Raw genomic sequence first — 18,283 nt, forward strand, 5'->3', positions numbered from 1 at the left:
CACCCCCGCCAAGCCCCCTCCCGCCGTACGGCGGCGGCGTCAAGGCCGCGTCAAGGGCGCTGGTGACGGCGTCAGGAACGCGTAGGGGACGGGCTCGGCCCGGGCGTGCGAACCGCAGGATTCGGAGCAACTACCGACTGCGGAGGTCCGTCCGATGTCCAGCGCCATCTCCAGCCCGGCCGTCACGGCCGACGAACCGCCGGATACCGGGGCGGGCGACGAACGGCACCGGCTCAGCGCCCTCGGCGGCCTGGCGGCGCTGTCGTTGGACGCGATGGCCTCGGTGGCCTACGGCCCGGAGGCGGTCGTGCTGGTGCTGGCCTCGGCCGGTGCGTACGGGCTGGGCTTCACGGTGCCGGTCACGGTGGCGATCGCCGTGCTGCTCGCGGTGCTGGTCGCCTCCTACCGGCAGGTGATCGCGGCCTTCCCGGACGGCGGCGGCTCGTACGCGGTCGCCAAGGCCCACCTGGGGCGCCGGACGGCGCTGACCGCGGCCGCCTCGCTGGTGATCGACTACATCCTGAACGTCGCGGTCTCGGTGACCGCCGGAGTGGCGGCGCTGACCTCCGCGATCCCCGGCCTGTACGACGACCGGGTCTGGCTCTGCCTGGGCGTGCTCGCCCTGGTGACCGCCGTCAACCTGCGCGGCATCGCCGAGTCGGCCCGCCTGTTCCTGGTGCCGACCGCCGTCTTCGTGCTCTCCATCCTGGCGATCATCGTGGTCGGCCTGTTCCGGGACGCCCCGGCGAGCACCGCGGCCGCCGCCGGCCACGCCTCGGTGCTCGCCGAGAACGCCACCGCGGTCGGCGCGCTGCTGCTGCTCAAGGCCTTCGCGGCCGGCTGCTCGGCGCTGACCGGCGTCGAGGCGGTGGCCAACGCCGTCCCCTCCTTCCGGACCCCGCGGGTGAAGCGGGCCCAGCACACCGAGGTCGCGCTGGGCGCCCTGCTCGGCGTGATGCTGATCGGCCTGGCCGTGCTGATCGGCCGCTTCCACCTCCAGCCGGTCGACGGCGTCACCGTGCTCGCCCAGCTCGCGGACGCCTCGCTCGGCCACGGCGCCGGCTTCTTCGTCGTCCAGTTCGCCACCGTGGTCCTGCTCGGCCTCGCCGCCAACACCTCCTTCGGCGGCCTGCCGGTGCTGATGGACCTGCTCGCCCGGGACAACCACCTCCCGCACGTCTTCGCGCTGCGCGCCGACCGCCAGGTGTACCGGTACGGCGTGCTGTTCCTGGCCGCGGTGTCGGCCGCGCTGCTGGTCGGCTCCGGCGGCGACGTCAACGACCTGGTGCCGCTCTTCTCGATCGGCGTGTTCGTCGGCTTCACCATCTGCCAGGTCGGCATGGTCCGGCACTGGCACCTGAACCGTCCGGCCGGCTGGCGGTGGAAGGCCGCGCTGAACGGCTTCGGCGCGCTGCTGACCGGCGTCGCGACCCTCGTGGTGACCGGCACCAAGTTCACCGAGGGCGCCTGGGGCATCGTGGTGGCCCTGCCCCTGCTGGTGGTGCTGTTCGAGGCGATCCACCGCAGCTACGGGCGGATCGGCGAGCGGCTGGAGCTCGGCCGGGTGCCTGGCCCGGTGACCCGCCGGCGCAGCCTGGTGGTGGTCCCGGTGACGGCGATCACCCGGCTCACCCGGGACGGCCTGTCGGCGGCGCTCTCGCTGGGCGACGAGGTGTTCGCGGTGACCGTGGTGCACGATCCGGCGGACGCCGAGGCGCTGCGCCGGGACTGGGAGCTGTGGGAGCCCGGCGTGCCGCTGCTGGAGATCCCGGAGGACCACCGGCGGCTCGGCCAGCCGATAGCCGACTTCGTCAACCGGCTGGGCGAGGAGCACGCCTACGACCGGCTCACCGTGCTGATCCCCGAGGTCGAGCCCGCGCACTGGTGGCAGCGGGCGCTGCAGAACCGGCGCGGCGCCGTGATCGACCGCGCCCTGCGCCGGCACACCGACGCGGTGGTCTGCCGGCTGCGGATGCGGATGTGATCCGACCGCCCCGGTAGGCGCGGCGGACGGGCCCCGGTACGACGCCGTGTCGTACCGGGGCCCAACGCGTGCCCGCCCGGCGCGTGCCCACCCCGTACCGCGGCGCCCTACCCGAAGCACCCCAGGTCTCGGCCCGATCACGGTGGTCTCGGCCCGGTGAAGCGGGCGTCAAGGTCGCGTCAACGGACCGCTGTCACCCGTATGGAGGGCGTCAGGGCTCCCTAACGCGCCTTAGACGGCTGGTTTGCTTCCTCTGCCGGTCGTCCGCCGGCGCCGTACGGAAGCCATTCGGCCCGTTCGCGGCATCCCCCGAACCACGCTGGTGGAGCCCATGTCCGATCTCATCTACGTCGGTGTCACGGTCGCCGTGTTCGCCGTCATCGCCCTGATCGCGCGGGGGGTGGAGAAGCTGTGAGCGCTGAGAACCTCGCTGGTCTGGTCGTGGCCGTCGCGCTCGTCGGCTACCTCGTCGTGGCGCTGATCTTCCCGGAGAAGTTCTGACATGGGATCCACTCTCGCGGGCTGGCTGCAGGCCCTCGCCCTCGTCGGCGCGCTGGCCCTGTGCTACCGCCCCCTTGGCGACTACATCGCCAAGCTCCTCACGTCCGCCAAGCACCTCAGAGTCGAGCGCGGCATCTACAAGGTGATCGGCGTCGACGGTGACGCCGACCAGCGCTGGCCGGTGTACCTGCGCTCGGTGCTGGCCTTCTCGGCCGTCTCGGTGCTGTTCCTCTACGGCCTGATCCGGCTCCAGGGCTACCTGCTGCTGAACCTGGGCGTCCAGCAGATGGAGGGCCACCAGGCCTGGAACACCGCGATCTCCTTCGTCACCAACACCAACTGGCAGTCCTACAGCGGCGAGTCCGCGATGGGCCACCTGGTGCAGATGGCGGGCCTGGCGGTGCAGAACTTCGTCTCCGCGGCCGTCGGCATCGCCGTCGTCGCCGCGCTGATCCGGGGCTTCACCCGCAACCGCACCGACCGGGTCGGCAACTTCTGGGTGGACCTGGTCCGGATCAACCTCCGTCTCCTGCTGCCGCTGGCGATCGTGTTCGCGCTGGTCCTGGCCGCCAACGGCCTGATCCAGAACTTCCACGGCTTCACCGAGGCGCACACCCTCACCGGTGAGATCCAGAAGATCCCGGGCGGCCCGGTGGCCTCCCAGGAGGTCATCAAGGAGCTCGGTACCAACGGTGGCGGCTTCTTCAACGCGAACTCCTCGCACCCGTTCGAGAACTCGACCGGGTTCACCAACTGGCTCGAGATCTTCCTCATCCTGCTGATCCCGTTCGCCCTGCCCCGGACCTTCGGCCGGATGGTCGGCGACAACCGCCAGGGCTACGCCATCGTCGCGGTGATGGGCCTCTTCTGGGTCGCCTCGACCGCCCTGATGACCCTCGCCGAAGCGCAGCACCACGGCACCGCCCTGCAGGCCGCGGGCAGTGCGATGGAAGGTAAGGAGCAGCGCTTCGGGATCGCGGCCAGTGCCCTGTTCGCCACGTCGACCACGCTGACGTCGACCGGTGCGGTGAACTCCTTCCACGACTCGTTCACGCCGTTCGGCGGCGGGATCACGATCTTCAACATGATGCTGGGCGAGATCGCGCCCGGCGGTGTGGGCTCCGGTCTGTACGGCATGCTGATCCTCGCCGTCGTGGCCGTGTTCGTCGCCGGTCTGATGGTCGGGCGCACCCCCGAGTACCTGGGCAAGAAGCTCGGCGGCCGCGAGATGAAGTTCGCCTCGCTGTACATCCTCACCACCCCGACCATCGTGCTGGTCGGCACGGGCGTGGCGATGGCGCTGCCGGGCGAGCGGGCCGGGATGCTCAACTCGGGCGCCCACGGCTTCTCCGAGGTGCTGTACGCCTTCACCTCGGCCGCCAACAACAACGGTTCGGCCTTCGCGGGCATCACCGTCAACACCGACTGGTACGACACGGCGCTCGGCCTGGCGATGGTCTTCGGCCGCTTCCTGCCGATCGTCTTCGTGCTGGCGTTGGCGGGCTCGCTCGCCCAGCAGCAGCCGGTGCCGGCCACCCCGGGCACCCTGCCCACCCACAAGCCGCTGTTCGTGGGCCTGCTGTCGGGCGTGATCCTGATCGTCGTCGGCCTCACCTACTTCCCGGCCCTGGCTCTCGGGCCGATCGCGGAAGGTCTCTCCTGATGTCCACCCCTACGCTCAACCCCGCACCGGCCGACAAGGCCGAGCCCGCCGCGCCGCACAGAGTGCAGAGCGGCCTCCTCGACCCGAAGCTGATCGTCGCCTCCCTGCCGGACGCGGTGAAGAAGCTCGACCCCCGGGTGATGGTCAAGAACCCGGTGATGTTCGTGGTCGAGGTGGGCTCGGTGGTCACCACCGTCTCCGCGATCGCCAGCCCGTCGGTGTTCGCCTGGGCCATCACCGTCTGGCTCTGGCTCACCACGATCTTCGCCAACCTGGCGGAGGCCGTGGCCGAGGGCCGCGGCAAGGCCCAGGCCGACACCCTGCGCAAGACCAAGACCGAGTCCGTCGCCCGCCGCCTCACCAACTGGCCGGCCAGTGACGCCGAGGAGGAGGTCCCCGGCACCGCGCTCCAGCTCGGCGACCACGTGGTGGTCGAGGCCGGGCAGGTCATCCCCGGCGACGGCGACGTGGTCGAGGGCGTCGCGTCCGTCGACGAGTCGGCGATCACCGGCGAGTCCGCGCCCGTCATCCGCGAGTCCGGCGGCGACCGCTCCGCGGTGACCGGCGGCACCAAGGTGCTGTCCGACCGGATCGTGGTGAAGATCGCCTCGGAGCCCGGCAAGTCCTTCATCGACCGGATGATCGCCCTGGTCGAGGGCGCCGCCCGGCAGAAGACGCCGAACGAGATCGCGCTCAACATCCTGCTGGCCTCGCTGACCATCGTCTTCCTGGTCGCGGTCGTCACCCTCCAGCCGATGGCGACCTTCGCGGGCGCCCCGCAGTCGATGATCGTCCTGGTCGCCCTGATCGTGGCGCTCATCCCGACCACCATCGGCGCGCTGCTGTCCGCGATCGGCATCGCGGGCATGGACCGTCTCGTCCAGCGCAACGTGCTGGCGATGTCCGGCCGCGCCGTCGAGGCCGCCGGCGACGTCAACACCCTGCTGCTCGACAAGACCGGCACCATCACCCTGGGCAACCGCCAGGCCGCCGAGTTCCTGCCTGCCCCGGGCGTGTCCACGGACGAACTGGCCGGCGCCGCCCAGCTCTCCTCGCTCGCCGACGAGACCCCCGAGGGCCGCTCGATCGTGGTCCTGGCCAAGACCGAGTACGGCCTGCGGGCCCGCGCCCAGGGCGAGCTGACGCACGCCACGTGGGTCCCGTTCACCGCCCAGACCCGGATGTCGGGCGTGGACCTGGACGAGGCCGACGGCGTCCACCAGGTCCGCAAGGGCGCGGCCGGCTCGGTCGCCAACTGGGTGACCGACAACGGCGGTTCGGTCGGCGACGAGGTCGCCACCCTGGTCGACGGCATCTCCGCCGCCGGCGGCACCCCGCTGGTGGTGGCCGCCAAGGTCGGCAGCAGGCCCGCCCGCGTCCTCGGGGTCATCCACCTCAAGGACGTGGTCAAGGAGGGCATGCGGGAGCGCTTCGACGAGCTCCGCCGGATGGGCATCAAGACCATCATGATCACGGGCGACAACCCGCTGACCGCCAAGGCGATCGCGGAGGAGGCCGGCGTGGACGACTTCCTCGCCGAGGCCACGCCCGAGGACAAGATGGCCCTGATCAAGAAGGAGCAGGAGGGCGGCAAGCTGGTCGCGATGACCGGCGACGGCACCAACGACGCCCCCGCGCTCGCCCAGGCCGACGTCGGCGTCGCGATGAACACCGGGACCATGGCGGCCAAGGAGGCCGGCAACATGGTCGACCTGGACTCCAACCCGACCAAGCTGATCGAGATCGTGGAGATCGGCAAGCAGCTGCTCATCACCCGCGGCGCGCTGACCACCTTCTCGATCGCCAACGACGTGGCCAAGTACTTCGCGATCATCCCCGCGATGTTCGCCGGGGTCTACCCGGGCCTCAAGCACCTCAACATCATGGGCCTGCACAGCCCGCAGTCCGCGATCACCTCGGCGATCATCTTCAACGCCCTGGTCATCATCGGCCTGATCCCGCTCGCCCTGCGCGGCGTGAAGTACCGCCCGTCCGACGCCAGTTCGCTGCTGCGCCGCAACATCGGGATCTACGGGTTCGGCGGCCTGGTGGTGCCGTTCGTCGGCATCAAGCTGATCGACCTGATCGTCCAGTTCATCCCCGGCCTCAGCTGACGCAGGGAAGGAGAGAAACGCCATGTCCAAGCCCCTGCCGACCACCGTCCGCACCCACTTCACCGCACTGCGCGTGCTGCTGGTGCTCACGGTGATCCTCGGAGTCGCCTACCCGCTGCTGGTCACCGGGATCAGCCAGGTCGCGTTCAGCGACAAGGCCAACGGCTCGCTGGTGAAGTCCGACGGGAAGGTGATCGGTTCCAGCCTGCTCGGCCAGAACTACAACCTCCCCAAGAAGAACCCGGACGACACCAAGGAGGAGCCGGTGCCGGACCCGAAGTGGTTCCAGCCCCGCCCCTCCGCCAACAACTACGCCGGCGACAGCTCCGGTGCCAGCAACCTCGGCCCGAACAGCGACGACCTGCTCAAGGCGGTCGACGACCGCCGCAAGGCCGTCGCCGAGTTCGACGGCGTCGACCCGGCGAGCGTCCCGGTCGACGCGCTGACCGCCTCCGGCTCCGGCCTCGACCCGCACATCTCGGTGGCCTACGCCAAGGAGCAGGTGAACCGGGTCGCCAAGGAGCGCAAGCTGCCGGTGGAGACGGTCGCCCGGCTGGTCGACAAGTACACCGAGAGCCGCTCGCTCGGCTTCCTCGGCCAGGAGGGCGTCAACGTCGTCCTGCTCAACACGGCCATCAGCGAAGCGAAGTGACCGGGCAGAAGTGACCGAGCAGAAGTGATCGGACAGTGACACCGCACGACATACCAGGATGACCGGGCCGGCCCGGGCGCGGGAGGATGCTCCCCGCGCCCGGGTCGGCCGCACCGTATCCGCAGACGCGTACCGTCCTCCGCCGCCACCTCCTGATGGAAAGAAGCAGTGCCCATGGCCCGCGACCTCACCCCCGGCTCCGGCAGCCGCACCGGTCGGCTGAGGGTGTACCTCGGCTCCGCCCCGGGGGTCGGCAAGACGTACCGGATGCTGGACGAGGCCCGGCGCAGACAGGAGCGCGGGGCCGACGTCGTGATCGGGTACATCGAGTGCCACGGCCGCCGCCACACCGAGGCCATGATCGACGGCCTGGAGGTCCTGCCGCGCGCCCGCCGCTCCTACCGCGACGCCGAGTTCGAGGAGATGGACCTCGACGGGGTGCTCGCCCGCCGTCCGTCCGTCGTCCTGGTCGACGAACTGGCCCACACCAACATCCCCGGCGGCCGTCACGCCAAGCGCTGGCAGGACGTCGAGGAACTGCTCGCCGCCGGGATCGACGTCATCACCACCGTCAACATCCAGCACCTGGAATCGCTGAACGACGTCGTCCAGAAGATCACCGGGATCCCGCAGCGCGAGACCGTCCCGGACGAGGTGGTCCGCCGGGCCGACCAGCTCGAACTCGTCGACATGGCGCCCCAGGCGCTGCGCCGGCGGATGGCCCATGGCAACGTCTACAAGGCGGAGAAGGTGGACGCCGCGCTCTCCAACTACTTCCGGGTCGGCAATCTCACCGCCCTGCGCGAGCTCGCCCTGCTCTGGGTGGCCGGGCGGGTCGACGAGGGGCTGCGCGACTACCGGGCCAGCCACAACATCGACCGGGTCTGGGAGACCCGCGAGCGGGTGGTGGTCGCCCTCACCGGCGGCCCGGAGGGCGAGACCCTGGTCAGACGGGCCGCCCGGATCGCCGCCGCCGCGGGCGGAGAGCTGCTGGCCGTGCACGTGTCCCGCAGCGACGGCCTGGCCGGTGCCTCCTCCGGCGCACTCGCCCAGCAGCGGCAACTGGTCGAGAGCCTCGGCGGCAGCTACCACGTGGTGGTCGGCGACGACGTCCCCACCGCGCTGCTGGCCTTCGCCCGCGCCCACGACGCCACCCAGCTGGTGCTCGGCACCAGCCGTCGCGGCCGGATCAACCGCTTCCTCACCGGCCCGGGCACCGGGCAGACGACCGTGGATGCCTCCGAGGACATCGACGTCCACATGGTCACCCACGAGTTCACCGGCCGCGGCCGGCTGCCCTCGCTGGGCCGGCGCCACTCCCGGCGCCGCACCGTCGTCGGCTACCTGGCCGGCCTGGTGATCCCCTGGCTGCTCACCGCCGTGCTCTCCCAGGCGCACGACACCATCAACCTCACCACCGACGCGCTGATCTTCCAGCTCGGCGTGGTCATCGTCGCCCTGCTCGGCGGTGCGATGTCCGCCCTGCTGGCCGCGTTCATCGCCTCGGTGCTGCTGAACTACTACTTCATCCCGCCGGTGCACAGCCTGACCATCGGCGAGACCAACAACATCGTCGCCCTGGTGGTCTTCGCCGCCATCGCGCTCGCCGTCTCCACCGTGGTCGACCACGCCGGCCGGCTCACCACCCGGGCCGCCCGGGCCACCGCCGAGGCCGAGACCCTCTCCACCCTGGCCGGCAGCGTGCTGCGCGGCGCCGACGCGCTGCCCGCCCTGCTGGAGAAGTCCCGGACGGCCTTCGGCATGCAGACCGTCGTGCTGCTCTCCCGCTCCGACGGCGAGGTGCTCGCCCACAGCGAGGCCGAGTACCCGGACGAGGACGAGGCGCAGCAGGAGACCACCGAGGTCCCGGTCGGCGCCGACGCCGTCCTGGTCCTCACCGGCCGCCGGCTGCCGGCCGCCGACCAGCGGGTGCTCACCGCCTTCGCCGCCCACGTCGGCGCCGCGCTGGAGCGCGACCGGCTGGCCGTGGTCGCCGCCGAGGTCGAACCGATCAAGGCCGCCGACCGGATGCGCACCGCCCTGCTCGCCGCCGTCAGCCACGACCTGCGCACCCCGCTGGCCGCCGCCCGCGCCTCGGTCGGCTCGCTGCTCAGCCCGGACGTCGAGTTCTCGCCCGAGGACCAGACCGAACTCCTGGAAACCGCCGACGAATCGCTGGTCAAGCTCACCCGGCTGGTCGACAACCTGCTCGACATGAGCCGCCTCCAGGCCGGCGCGCTCACCCTGCACCTCACCGAGACCCACCTGGACGAGATCCTGCCGCGGGCGCTCGACAGCCTCCCCGACCCGTACGCGCCGGTCCAGCCGCTCGACCTGGACACCGCCCCGCCGGTGCTCGCCGACCCCCCGCTGCTGGAGCGGGTGCTCGCCAACGTGATCACCAACGCGCTCCGCTACAACGCCCCCGGCGCGCCCGTGCTGGTCACCGCCAGCCACCACGCCGACCAGGTCGAGATCCGGGTGATCGACCGCGGCCCCGGCATCGCCCCCGAGGACCGCGACCGGGTCTTCCTGCCCTTCCAGCGCCTCGGCGACACCGACAACACCACCGGGGTCGGCCTGGGCCTGGCCCTCTCCCGCGGCCTCGCCGAGGCCATGGGCGGCAGCCTGGAGGTGGAGGACACCCCGGGCGGCGGCACCACCATGCTGCTCACCCTGCCCGCTGCCGCTGAGCCCGCCGCTGAGCCCGCCGCTGCCGAGCCCGCCGGGAGCGGGCCCGCCGCCGCTGAGCCCGCTGTCAACGAGCCCGCCACCGAGCACCGCGCCACCGAGCACCGCGCCACCGGGGAGGAGCCACCGCACCATGAGTGAGCACACCATCGAGAACTGCGAGATCCTCGTCGTCGACGACGAACCGGCCCTGCTGCGCACCCTGCGGATCAACCTCAGCGCCCGCAAGTACGCCGTCCGCACGGCCGCCAGCGGCAGCGAGGCGCTCGACCGGGCCGCCCACTCCGCCCCGGACGCCGTCCTGCTCGACCTCGGCCTGCCCGACCTCGACGGCATGGACGTGCTGCGCGGACTGCGCACCCACAGCGCGGCGCCGATCATCGTGCTCTCCGGCCGTGCCGACGCCGCCGACAAGATCGGCGCCCTGGACGCGGGCGCCGACGACTACCTCACCAAGCCCTTCCTGATGGACGAACTGCTGGCCCGGTTGCGGGCGGTGCTGCGCCGGCCGCTGGGCCCGGTGCCGCTGGGCCGGCCGGTGATCGGCGACCACACCGTCGACCTCGCGGCCACCACGGTGGTCGGGCCGGGCGGCCCGGTGCGGCTGACCCCGACCGAGTGGCGGATCCTCGGCCTGCTGCTCGCCAACCCCGGCCGGCTGGTGCCCGGGCGGCAGATCCTGCGCGAGGTGTGGGGGCCGGCCCAGGAGGCGCGCGGCAACTACCTGCGGGTCTACCTGGCCGGACTGCGACGGAAGTTGGAGCGCGACCCGGCCCGGCCGCGGCACCTGATCACCGAGCCGGGGATCGGCTACCGGTACGTGCCGTAGGCGCCGATACGTGCCGTAGGTACCGGTAAGTGCCGGGGCCGGTCCCGACCGGGACGGCGTCAACGAGCCGTCAAGAGACGGTCGGTGGGCGACAGGGGAGCGTCAAGGCCGGTCGGGGACGGTGTTCCGTGGTCGTAGTGTCAGTGCCGGAACGAGCGGTTCCGGCTCCTTGTGGGGGAGGTCCGGGGTCGCTCCAGCCGCCGGCCAAGGGCGGCCAGTAGTGGGGGAGGGGCGCGCGACTCAGGTCGCGCGCCCCTTGGCTTTCCCGCCTCCCCGCGCGCTCAGCAGTCCATGCCGCCGGACTGCCGGGGCAGTGCCAGCGCCACGGTGTCCGCGAACTCCCGGACGGCGCTGGTCCGGCTGACCACCCGGCCGCTGTGCACCACCAGCCGGCTGTGCCCGCCCGCGAGCGCCCCGGCCAGGGAGTCCCCGCGCACCGCCAGCAGCTCCGCCGGGAACCCGGCGTCCACCCGCACCGGCGGCAGCCCGAGCGCCGCCCTGGCCTGGTTCGCCACCGCGTCGTACGCCGCGTCCGGGTCCAGCTCCCCGCTCGCCGCGAGCAGGTAGGCCGCCTCCAGCGGATCGGCCCGGCCGACCGGGTTGGACGGGTCCCGCAGGGCTCCGCTGCCCGCCGCCAACGGCACCCGGGCCGCGGCCAACTCCCGTACCAGGCCCGGCCGGAGGCCGGCGGGGCGGCCTTCGAGACCGGTGCAGCCGCCGTTCTGCGGCAGCCAGACCACCCGGACCCCGCTGGTCGCCAGCACGGTGACCCCGCCGCGGGCCAGCGCCCCGCACGGCCCGAGCGCCACCCGTGGCCGCAGCGGTGCCAGGGCGCCTGCCAGCCGGGCGAGTTGGGTCGCGTCGGCGGCGGTGGTGTGCAGGTCCACCGGGCAGTCCGCCTCCCGGGCGGCCTCCAGCAGCAGTTGGACGTACCCGGCCGGGTCCGGGTCCAGTTCCGGGCAGCCGCCGGCCGCCGTGGCGCCCAGCTTGAGGGCCTCGCGCAGCTGGGCCCGCCCGTCCGCGCCGGCCCGGCCGGTGAGCAGTCGGGGCATCGCCACCGCCTGGAGCTCGGCCAGGCCGCGCAGCGCCTGACGGGCGGTGAGCACCGCCTCCAGCTGGCGCAGCCCGTGCACGTCGCCGATCCGGACGTGGGTGCGCTGGGCGGTGGCGCCGTAGCCGAGCGAGGTGAGCGCGGCCTCGGTGATCCGGCGGGTGAGGTCGGCGGGGGTGTCCGGGGGCGGGGCGGGCAGGGCGGCGGAGAAGGCGAAGTCGTAGTGGGCGTGCGCCTCGGCGGGGGCCGGGAGCAGCAGGTAGCCCTTGAGGTCGATCCGGGCGCCGGTGGTGACGGTGGGGGCGCCGGGCAGGGCGGGCAGCGGACCGAGGCTGCCGACGGTGCCGACCGCCTGGATCCGGTCGCCGCTGACCCGCACGTCCACCACGCGTCCGTCGGCCAGCCGGGCCCCGGTGAGCAGGAGGACCGGGCCGTGCCCGAGCGGGTTGGCCGCCGGGCCGGGGCCTGAGGGCGGCCCGTCGGCGGCTGCGCTGTCCATCGCCGGCTCCTTCTCGCGCTGGCCAGTGGGCCCGTGGGGGGATCGGCCGGGGCCCCGGCCAATGAGCGTCGAGCCTATGGCGCACGGTGCCGGGGCGCCGGGAGGCGGGCAATAGTCGTATCGGCTCGGGGCGCACGGCTCGCGGGTCGGGGCGCATGGCTCGTGGGCCGATCGAACGCCCGGCCTTGGATCGTCCGTCCGTGCACCGCGCCGACCTGCGGTCTTCGCCCCGGGATACGGATTTCACCTCTGGGCGCGGAACGTGTAATCTCTTCCTCGTTCGCCCCTATAGCTCAGTCGGTAGAGCGTCTCCATGGTAAGGAGAAGGTCTGCGGTTCGATTCCGCATGGGGGCTCTGGTGAAAGGCAGTTCGGCTTCGGCCGGGTCGCCGATCACTGTGGCGGTGTAGCTCAGTTGGTAGAGCAAGCGGCTCATAATCGCTGTGTCACCGGTTCAAGTCCGGTCACCGCTACCCCGCGTAGTCGGTCGGGAGATCGCACTCCCGGTCGGCTACTCTTGTTGTGTTCTTATTCGTTGTCCAAGGAAGGCACTCCCGTGGCTGCCACCGATGTCCGCCCGAAGATCACGCTGGCCTGCGTGGAGTGCAAGGAGCGGAACTACATCACCAAGAAGAACCGGCGTAACGACCCGGACCGTCTTGAGATGAAGAAGCACTGCCCCCGCTGCAACTCGCACACCGCGCACCGCGAGACCCGCTGACCCTGCTGCAGGGCGCCGGGCCTGTGTGAACCAGGTCTTCGACTCCGGGCCGTATCCCTCAACAGGGGATGCGGCCCGGAGTCTTTTTCGTACCCGTCCGCGTACCCACCCGCGTTTCCATCCGTGTTCCGAGGAGCTGCCGTGGCACTCGACCCCTCTTTCATCGGGCGTAGCTACCCGCCCACCGCGCCGTACGAGGTCGGCCGGGAGAAGATCCGCGAGTTCGCGGTCGCGATCGGGGACGCCAACCCGGCGTACACCGACGCGGAGGCCGCGAAGGCGCTGGGCCACCAGGACGTGATCGCCCCGCCGACCTTCCCGTTCGCGATCGCCTTCCGGGCGGCCGGCCAGGTCGTCGAGGACCCGGAGCTGGGGCTGGACTACAGCCGGGTGGTGCACGGTGACCAGAAGTTCCAGTACACCCGCCCGGTGCGGGCCGGCGACCGGCTGACGGTCGCGGTGACCATCGACAACATCAAGTCGCTGGCGGGCAACGACGTGCTCACCGTGCGCGGCGAGGTGGCGGACGAGACCGGCGAGCACGTGGTGACGGCGATCATGACGCTGGTGGCCCGGGCCGCCGGCGAGGCGGGGGAGTGAGCACGATGGCGATCGACTACGACGAGGTCGAGGTCGGCACCGAGCTGCCGGCGCAGTCCTTCCCGGTGACCCGCGCCACGCTGGTCCAGTACGCGGGCGCCTCCGGCGACTTCAACCCGATCCACTGGAACGAGAAGTTCGCGCGGGAGGTCGGCCTGCCGGACGTCATCGCGCACGGCATGTTCACCATGGCCGAGGCGATCCGGGTGGTCACCGACTGGGTCGGCGACCCGGCCGCGGTGGTCGAGTACGGCGTCCGCTTCACCCGGCCGGTGCCGGTGCCGAACGACGGGGTCGGCGCGGTGATCGAGGTCTCCGCCAAGGTCGCCAAGAAGCTGGACGACCGCAAGGTCCAGATCGACCTGCTGGCCACCTCGGGCGGGCAGAAGGTGCTGGGGATGTCCCGGGCGATCGTCCGCCTCGCCTGAGGCTGAGGCCTTCGTCACTCCGACCTCGCTCACTCCGACGCCACCGCGGCGTCGCCCCGACCGCCCCGGGCCCGTTCGACGGGTGCCGGGGCGGTCGGGTCTCCCGGTCGGTTCCTCCGAGTCGGTTTCTCCGGGCGGCCGCCCCCTTGCAGAGATAGTGATTGGTCACTAACTTAGAACCCGTGGCGAAGACGAGCATGCGGATGAGTGCGGAGGAGCGGCGCGAGAGCGTCGTCCGGGCCGCGATGATCGAGTTCGCCAGGAACGGCTACCGCGGGACGTCCACCGAGTCGATCGCCCGCCGGGTGGGCGTCTCGCAGCCGTACCTGTTCCGGCTGTTCCCGGGCAAGCAGGCGATCTTCACGGCCGCCGCCGAGCGCTGCATCGAGGAGACCTGGAGGGTCTTCGACGAGGCCTCGGCCGGGCTGACCGGCGAGGAGGCCGCCGCGAAGATGTCCGAGGCGTACATGGGCCTGGTCGAGGACGGCGAGCAGCTGATGATGCAGATGCAGCTGTACGTCTCGGTGTTCGCCTCCCGGATGGCCGGCGAGGACGAGATCGGCGAGATGGCCCGGCGGCTGTGGGGGGAGCTGTTCGAGCGGGTGCGGGAGCGGGTCGGCGGCGACGTGCAGGGGACCACCGAGTTCTTCGCGTACGGGATGCTGATCAACACCCTGGTGGCGCTGGGCTTCCCCCGGGAGCACCGGATCTGGGACGGCTTCGGCGAGCGCGAGGAGGCCGGGTAGCGGGTCGCACGGCGGAGTCCGTGCGGCCTTTTTTCGGTCCTCGAAAGTTAGTGATCAATAACTATCCGAGAAATCCTGGGGGACGTCATGACGGAGCACACAGCAGGAAGCGCCACCACAACCGAGGTGGCCGCCGCGGAGCGGCCGGGCCTCGGCCGCACCGGCGTCTGGACCCTGGTGATCACCGCCCTCGCGGGCTTCATGGCCGCGCTGGACAACCTGGTCGTCACCACCGCGCTGCCCTCCATCCGCGAGGAGCTCGGCGGCGGGCTGTCCGACCTGGAGTGGACGGTCAGCGCCTACACCCTCTCCTTCGCCGTGCTGCTGATGTTCGGCGCGGCGCTCGGCGACCGCTTCGGCCGCCGCCGGATGTTCGTGATCGGGCTCACGCTCTTCACCGTCGGCTCGGCCGCGGCCGCGCTCTCGCCCGGCATCGGCGAGCTGATCGCCGCCCGCGCCCTCCAGGGCGTCGGGGCCGCGGTGTCGATGCCGCTCACCCTCACCCTGCTGACCGCGGCCATCCCGGCGGCCAAGCGCGGGATGGCCTTCGGCATCTGGGCCGGCGTCAACGGCCTCGCCATCGCCACCGGACCGCTGGTCGGCGGCACCCTGACCGAGAACTTCTCCTGGCAGTGGATCTTCTGGGTGAACGTCCCGGTCGGCGTGGTCCTGGTGCCGCTGGCCGCCCTCAAGCTGCGCGAGAGCCGGGGCGCCAACCCGGCCCTGGACGCGGTCGGCACGGTGCTGGTGAGCCTCGGCCTGTTCGGCGTCGTGCTCGGCCTGATCCGCGGCAACCCGGACGGCTGGACCAGTCCGCTGGTGCTGGGCGCGCTGGCCGGCGGCGTGCTGCTGCTGGTCGCCTTCGTCCGGTACGAGCAGCGCGGCGCGAAGCACCCGATGCTCCCGATGCGGCTGTTCCGCAACCGGACCTTCACCGCCGTCAACGCCTCCGGCCTGCTGATGTCGCTCGGGATGTTCGGCTCGATCTTCCTGATCAGCCAGCACCTGCAGACCGTGGGCGGCTACACCCCGGAGGAGGCCGGCGTCCGGATGCTCCCGTGGACCGGGGTGGGGCTGATCGTCGCGCCGCTGGCCGGCATCCTGGCGGACCGGCTCGGCGGTCGCCCGATCGTGGTGCTCGGGCTGGTGCTGCAGGGCGTCGGCCTGGCGCTGTACGCGGCGATCAACGCCGGACTCGGGCACTACGCGTACGGCCCGGTGGTGCCCGCCGTGGTGATGTGCGGGGTCGGCATGTCGATGTACTTCGCGCCGACCGCCGCCATGGTGATGGACAGCGTCCGGCCGGAGGAGCAGGGCATCGCCTCCGGCGCCAACAACGCGCTGCGCGAGGTCGGCGGCGCGCTCGGGGTGGCCGTGCTGGCGGCGGTCTTCTCGGAGCAGGGCGGGGACGGCTCGGCCGGGACCTTCGTCCACGCGATGGGGCCCGCGCTGTACGTCGGGGCCGCGGTGGTGCTGGCGGCCGGGGCCTGCGCGCTGCTGCTGCCGGGCCGGGCGGCGCGGGCCGGGGCGGTGGTCGCCGAGCAGCCCGCCGCCGAGCAGCCCGCCGCGATCGAGCGGGCGGGGGACACCGAGGACGTCGGGAGCGTCGAGGACGCCGTCCCGGCCGAGGCCGCGCAGGCCTGAACGGTGGGGTGCGGGCCACGGGGGCGGCCGAGCGGCCGCCCCCGTCCCCGTACGCTGGTGGGCGTGCTGGTAGAAAACGACGCCCCCCTCGCCCCGCTCACCACGCTCCGGCTCGGCGGCCCGGCCCGTCGGCTGGTCACCGCCCACACCGACGACGAGGTGATCGCCGCCGTCCGCGAGGCCGACGCGGCCGGTGAGCCGCTGCTGGTCCTCGGCGGCGGCTCCAACCTGGTGATCGGCGACGCCGGCTTCCCCGGCACGGTGCTGCGGATCGCCACCACCGGCTTCGCCCTGGACGGCACCGTGCTGGAGCTGGCGGCCGGCGAGGTGTGGTCGGAGGCGGTCACCCGCGTGGTGCGCGAGCACGGCCTGGCCGGCATCGAGTTCCTGGCCGGCATCCCGGGCTCGGCCGGCGCCACCCCGGTGCAGAACGTCGGCGCGTACGGCCAGGAGGTGGCCCAGACCGTCACCGAGGTGGTCGCGTACGACCGCACGGCGGGCGAGGTGGTCACCCTCTCGAACGCCGAGTGCGAGTTCTCCTACCGGCACAGCCGCTTCAAGGCCCGGCCGGACCGCTACGTGGTGCTCCGGGTGCGGTTCGCCCTGGCGGACCACGCGGGGCTCTCCACCCCGGTCAAGTACGCCGAGGTGGCCCGGCACTTCGGTGTCGAGCAGGGCGAGCGGGTGCCGCTGGGCGAGGCGTACGACGCGGTGCTGGGGCTGCGCTCCGGCAAGGGCATGGTGCTGGACCCGGCGGACCACGACACCTGGTCGGCCGGCTCCTTCTTCACCAACCCGGTGCTCACGGCGGCGCAGTACGAGTCCTTCCGGACCCGCCCGGGCGCCGAGGACGCCCCCGCCTACCCGGCCCCGGAGGGCTGCACCAAGACCTCGGCCGCCTGGCTGATCGACCGGGCGGGCTTCCGCAAGGGCTACGGCGACGGCCCGGCCACGCTCTCCACCAAGCACACCCTGGCGCTCACCAACCGCGGCGCGGCCACCGCCGAGGACCTGCTGGCCCTGGCCCGGGAGATCCGGGACGGGGTCCGCGAGGCCTTCGGTGTGGAGCTGGTGAACGAGCCCGTGATGGTGGGCGTCAAGCTCTAACCCGCCGGGTGCCCGTCGACCAGCCAGCCGTCGATGTCCGCCAGCAGTTCCTTGCGGACGGCCTCCGGGGCGCACGAGCCGCGCACCGACTGCCGTGCCAGCTCGGCGAGTTCGGCGTCGGTGAAGCCCAGGGCGTCGCGGGCCAGGTCGTACTGGGCGGCCAGCCGGCTGCCGAACAGCAGCGGGTCGTCCGCGCCGAGCGCCAGCGGCACCCCGGCGTCGAACAGCCGGCGCAGCGGTACCTCTTCCGGGTGTTCGTAGACGCCGAGCGAGACGTTGGAGGACGGGCAGACCTCGCAGGTGATCCCGCGGTCCGCCAGCCGGGCCATCAGCCGCGGGTCCTCGGCGGCCCGCACGCCGTGGCCGATCCGGCCGGCGCCCAGGTCGTCCAGGCAGTCCCGGACGGACTCCGGCCCGGCCAGCTCGCCACCGTGCGGGGCGGCCAGCAGCCCGCCCTTGCGGGCGATCTCGAAGGCCCGGTCGAAGTCCCGGGCCAGGCCGCGGCGCTCGTCGTTGGAGAGGCCGAAGCCGACCACCCCGTGGTCGGCGTAGCGGACGGCGAGCCGGGCCAGCGTCCGGGCGTCCATCGGGGACTTCATCCGGTTCGCCGCGACCAGCACCCGGATGCCCACCTCGGTGGCCGCGGCGGCCTGCTCGACCGCGTCCAGGATCAGCTCCAGGGCGGGGATCAGCCCGCCCAGCCGGGGCGCGTAGGAGGTCGGGTCGACCTGGATCTCCAGCCAGCGGGAGCCGTCCCGCCGTTCGTCCTCGGCGGTCTCCAGGACCAGCCGGCGGATGTCCGACTCGTCCCGGAGCACCGAGCGGGCGGTGTCGTAGAGGCGCTGGAAGCGGAACCAGCCGCGCTCGTCGGTGGCGCGGAGCTTGGGCGGCTCGCCGGAGCTGAGCGCCTCCGGCAGGCGGACGCCGTGCTTGTCGGCCAGCTCCAGCAGGGTGGCGGGCCGCATCGAGCCGGTGAAGTGCAGGTGCAGGTGGGCCTTCGGGAGGCCCCTGACGTCTCGCGGGATCAACAGGCGTTCCATCTGCCGATACTGCC

General features: G+C 72.4%; 15 protein-coding genes and 2 tRNA genes. 15 read left to right on the forward strand and 2 right to left on the reverse strand.

The window, feature by feature from the left end; all coding sequences use genetic code 11:
- Window positions 1–154 precede the first annotated feature (154 nt).
- From AB0F71_RS00910 to AB0F71_RS00940, 7 genes are all read left to right on the forward strand, one after another.
- A complete protein-coding gene (locus tag AB0F71_RS00910; protein ID WP_360226111.1) occupies window positions 155–1,984 on the forward strand; it encodes an APC family permease in 1,830 nt (609 codons plus the stop codon).
- 411 nt (window positions 1,985–2,395) lie between these two features.
- Window positions 2,396–2,485, forward strand: coding sequence for a K(+)-transporting ATPase subunit F (gene kdpF, locus AB0F71_RS00915; protein WP_360226114.1), 90 nt, complete (start codon window positions 2,396–2,398; stop codon window positions 2,483–2,485).
- A gap of 1 nt (window position 2,486) precedes the next feature.
- Complete coding sequence (gene kdpA, locus AB0F71_RS00920) at window positions 2,487–4,148, forward strand: potassium-transporting ATPase subunit KdpA (protein ID WP_360226117.1); 1,662 nt, start codon at window positions 2,487–2,489, stop codon at window positions 4,146–4,148.
- Window positions 4,148–6,262, forward strand: coding sequence for a potassium-transporting ATPase subunit KdpB (gene kdpB, locus AB0F71_RS00925; protein WP_360226120.1), 2,115 nt, complete (start codon window positions 4,148–4,150; stop codon window positions 6,260–6,262). The genes kdpA and kdpB overlap by 1 nt, the downstream gene beginning before the upstream one ends.
- 22 nt (window positions 6,263–6,284) lie before the next feature.
- Entirely contained in the window at window positions 6,285–6,914 is a 630-nt protein-coding gene (kdpC, locus tag AB0F71_RS00930; RefSeq protein ID WP_360226123.1) for a potassium-transporting ATPase subunit KdpC, read from the forward strand.
- Window positions 6,915–7,088: 174 nt separating this feature from the next.
- On the forward strand, window positions 7,089–9,746 hold the full coding sequence (locus tag AB0F71_RS00935) for an ATP-binding protein (RefSeq protein WP_360226126.1): 2,658 nt from the start codon (window positions 7,089–7,091) through the stop codon (window positions 9,744–9,746).
- A complete protein-coding gene (locus AB0F71_RS00940; RefSeq protein WP_360226129.1) occupies window positions 9,739–10,434 on the forward strand; it encodes a response regulator in 696 nt (231 codons plus the stop codon). The genes AB0F71_RS00935 and AB0F71_RS00940 overlap by 8 nt, the downstream gene beginning before the upstream one ends.
- A gap of 281 nt (window positions 10,435–10,715) precedes the next feature.
- On the opposite strand, the gene AB0F71_RS00945 is transcribed toward AB0F71_RS00940, so the two are convergent.
- Window positions 10,716–11,984 (reverse strand): hydrolase, encoded by a 1,269-nt coding sequence (locus AB0F71_RS00945; protein WP_360226132.1) that lies wholly within the window; start codon window positions 11,982–11,984, stop codon window positions 10,716–10,718.
- A 282-nt stretch (window positions 11,985–12,266) separates the two neighbouring features.
- On the opposite strand from AB0F71_RS00945, the gene AB0F71_RS00950 reads away from it, so the two are divergent.
- The 8 genes from AB0F71_RS00950 (at window position 12,267) to AB0F71_RS00985 (ending at window position 17,229) form a co-directional block, all read left to right on the forward strand.
- Window positions 12,267–12,339: transfer RNA gene (locus tag AB0F71_RS00950), tRNA-Thr, on the forward strand.
- 44 nt (window positions 12,340–12,383) lie between these two features.
- Window positions 12,384–12,456 (forward strand) — tRNA-Met (locus tag AB0F71_RS00955).
- Between the two features lie 83 nt (window positions 12,457–12,539).
- Entirely contained in the window at window positions 12,540–12,704 is a 165-nt protein-coding gene (rpmG, locus tag AB0F71_RS00960) for a 50S ribosomal protein L33 (protein WP_006604855.1), read from the forward strand.
- 141 nt (window positions 12,705–12,845) lie between these two features.
- Window positions 12,846–13,304: a MaoC family dehydratase N-terminal domain-containing protein gene (locus tag AB0F71_RS00965; RefSeq protein WP_360226135.1), complete on the forward strand. Its 459-nt coding sequence runs from the start codon at window positions 12,846–12,848 to the stop codon at window positions 13,302–13,304.
- 5 nt (window positions 13,305–13,309) lie between these two features.
- Entirely contained in the window at window positions 13,310–13,732 is a 423-nt protein-coding gene (locus tag AB0F71_RS00970; RefSeq protein WP_360226138.1) for a MaoC family dehydratase, read from the forward strand.
- A gap of 203 nt (window positions 13,733–13,935) precedes the next feature.
- On the forward strand, window positions 13,936–14,478 hold the full coding sequence (locus AB0F71_RS00975; protein ID WP_360227655.1) for a TetR/AcrR family transcriptional regulator: 543 nt from the start codon (window positions 13,936–13,938) through the stop codon (window positions 14,476–14,478).
- An 87-nt stretch (window positions 14,479–14,565) separates the two neighbouring features.
- Complete coding sequence (locus AB0F71_RS00980; protein WP_360226141.1) at window positions 14,566–16,122, forward strand: MFS transporter; 1,557 nt, start codon at window positions 14,566–14,568, stop codon at window positions 16,120–16,122.
- Window positions 16,123–16,185: 63 nt separating this feature from the next.
- On the forward strand, window positions 16,186–17,229 hold the full coding sequence (locus AB0F71_RS00985; RefSeq protein ID WP_360226144.1) for a UDP-N-acetylmuramate dehydrogenase: 1,044 nt from the start codon (window positions 16,186–16,188) through the stop codon (window positions 17,227–17,229).
- On the opposite strand, the gene AB0F71_RS00990 is transcribed toward AB0F71_RS00985, so the two are convergent.
- A complete protein-coding gene (locus AB0F71_RS00990; protein ID WP_360226147.1) occupies window positions 17,226–18,269 on the reverse strand; it encodes an adenosine deaminase in 1,044 nt (347 codons plus the stop codon). The two genes, AB0F71_RS00985 and AB0F71_RS00990, sit on opposite strands and share 4 nt — an antisense overlap.
- Between the last annotated feature and the right edge of the window lie 14 nt (window positions 18,270–18,283).

Source organism: Kitasatospora sp. NPDC028055 (genome assembly GCF_040637885.1).
Classification (GTDB): domain Bacteria; phylum Actinomycetota; class Actinomycetes; order Streptomycetales; family Streptomycetaceae; genus Kitasatospora.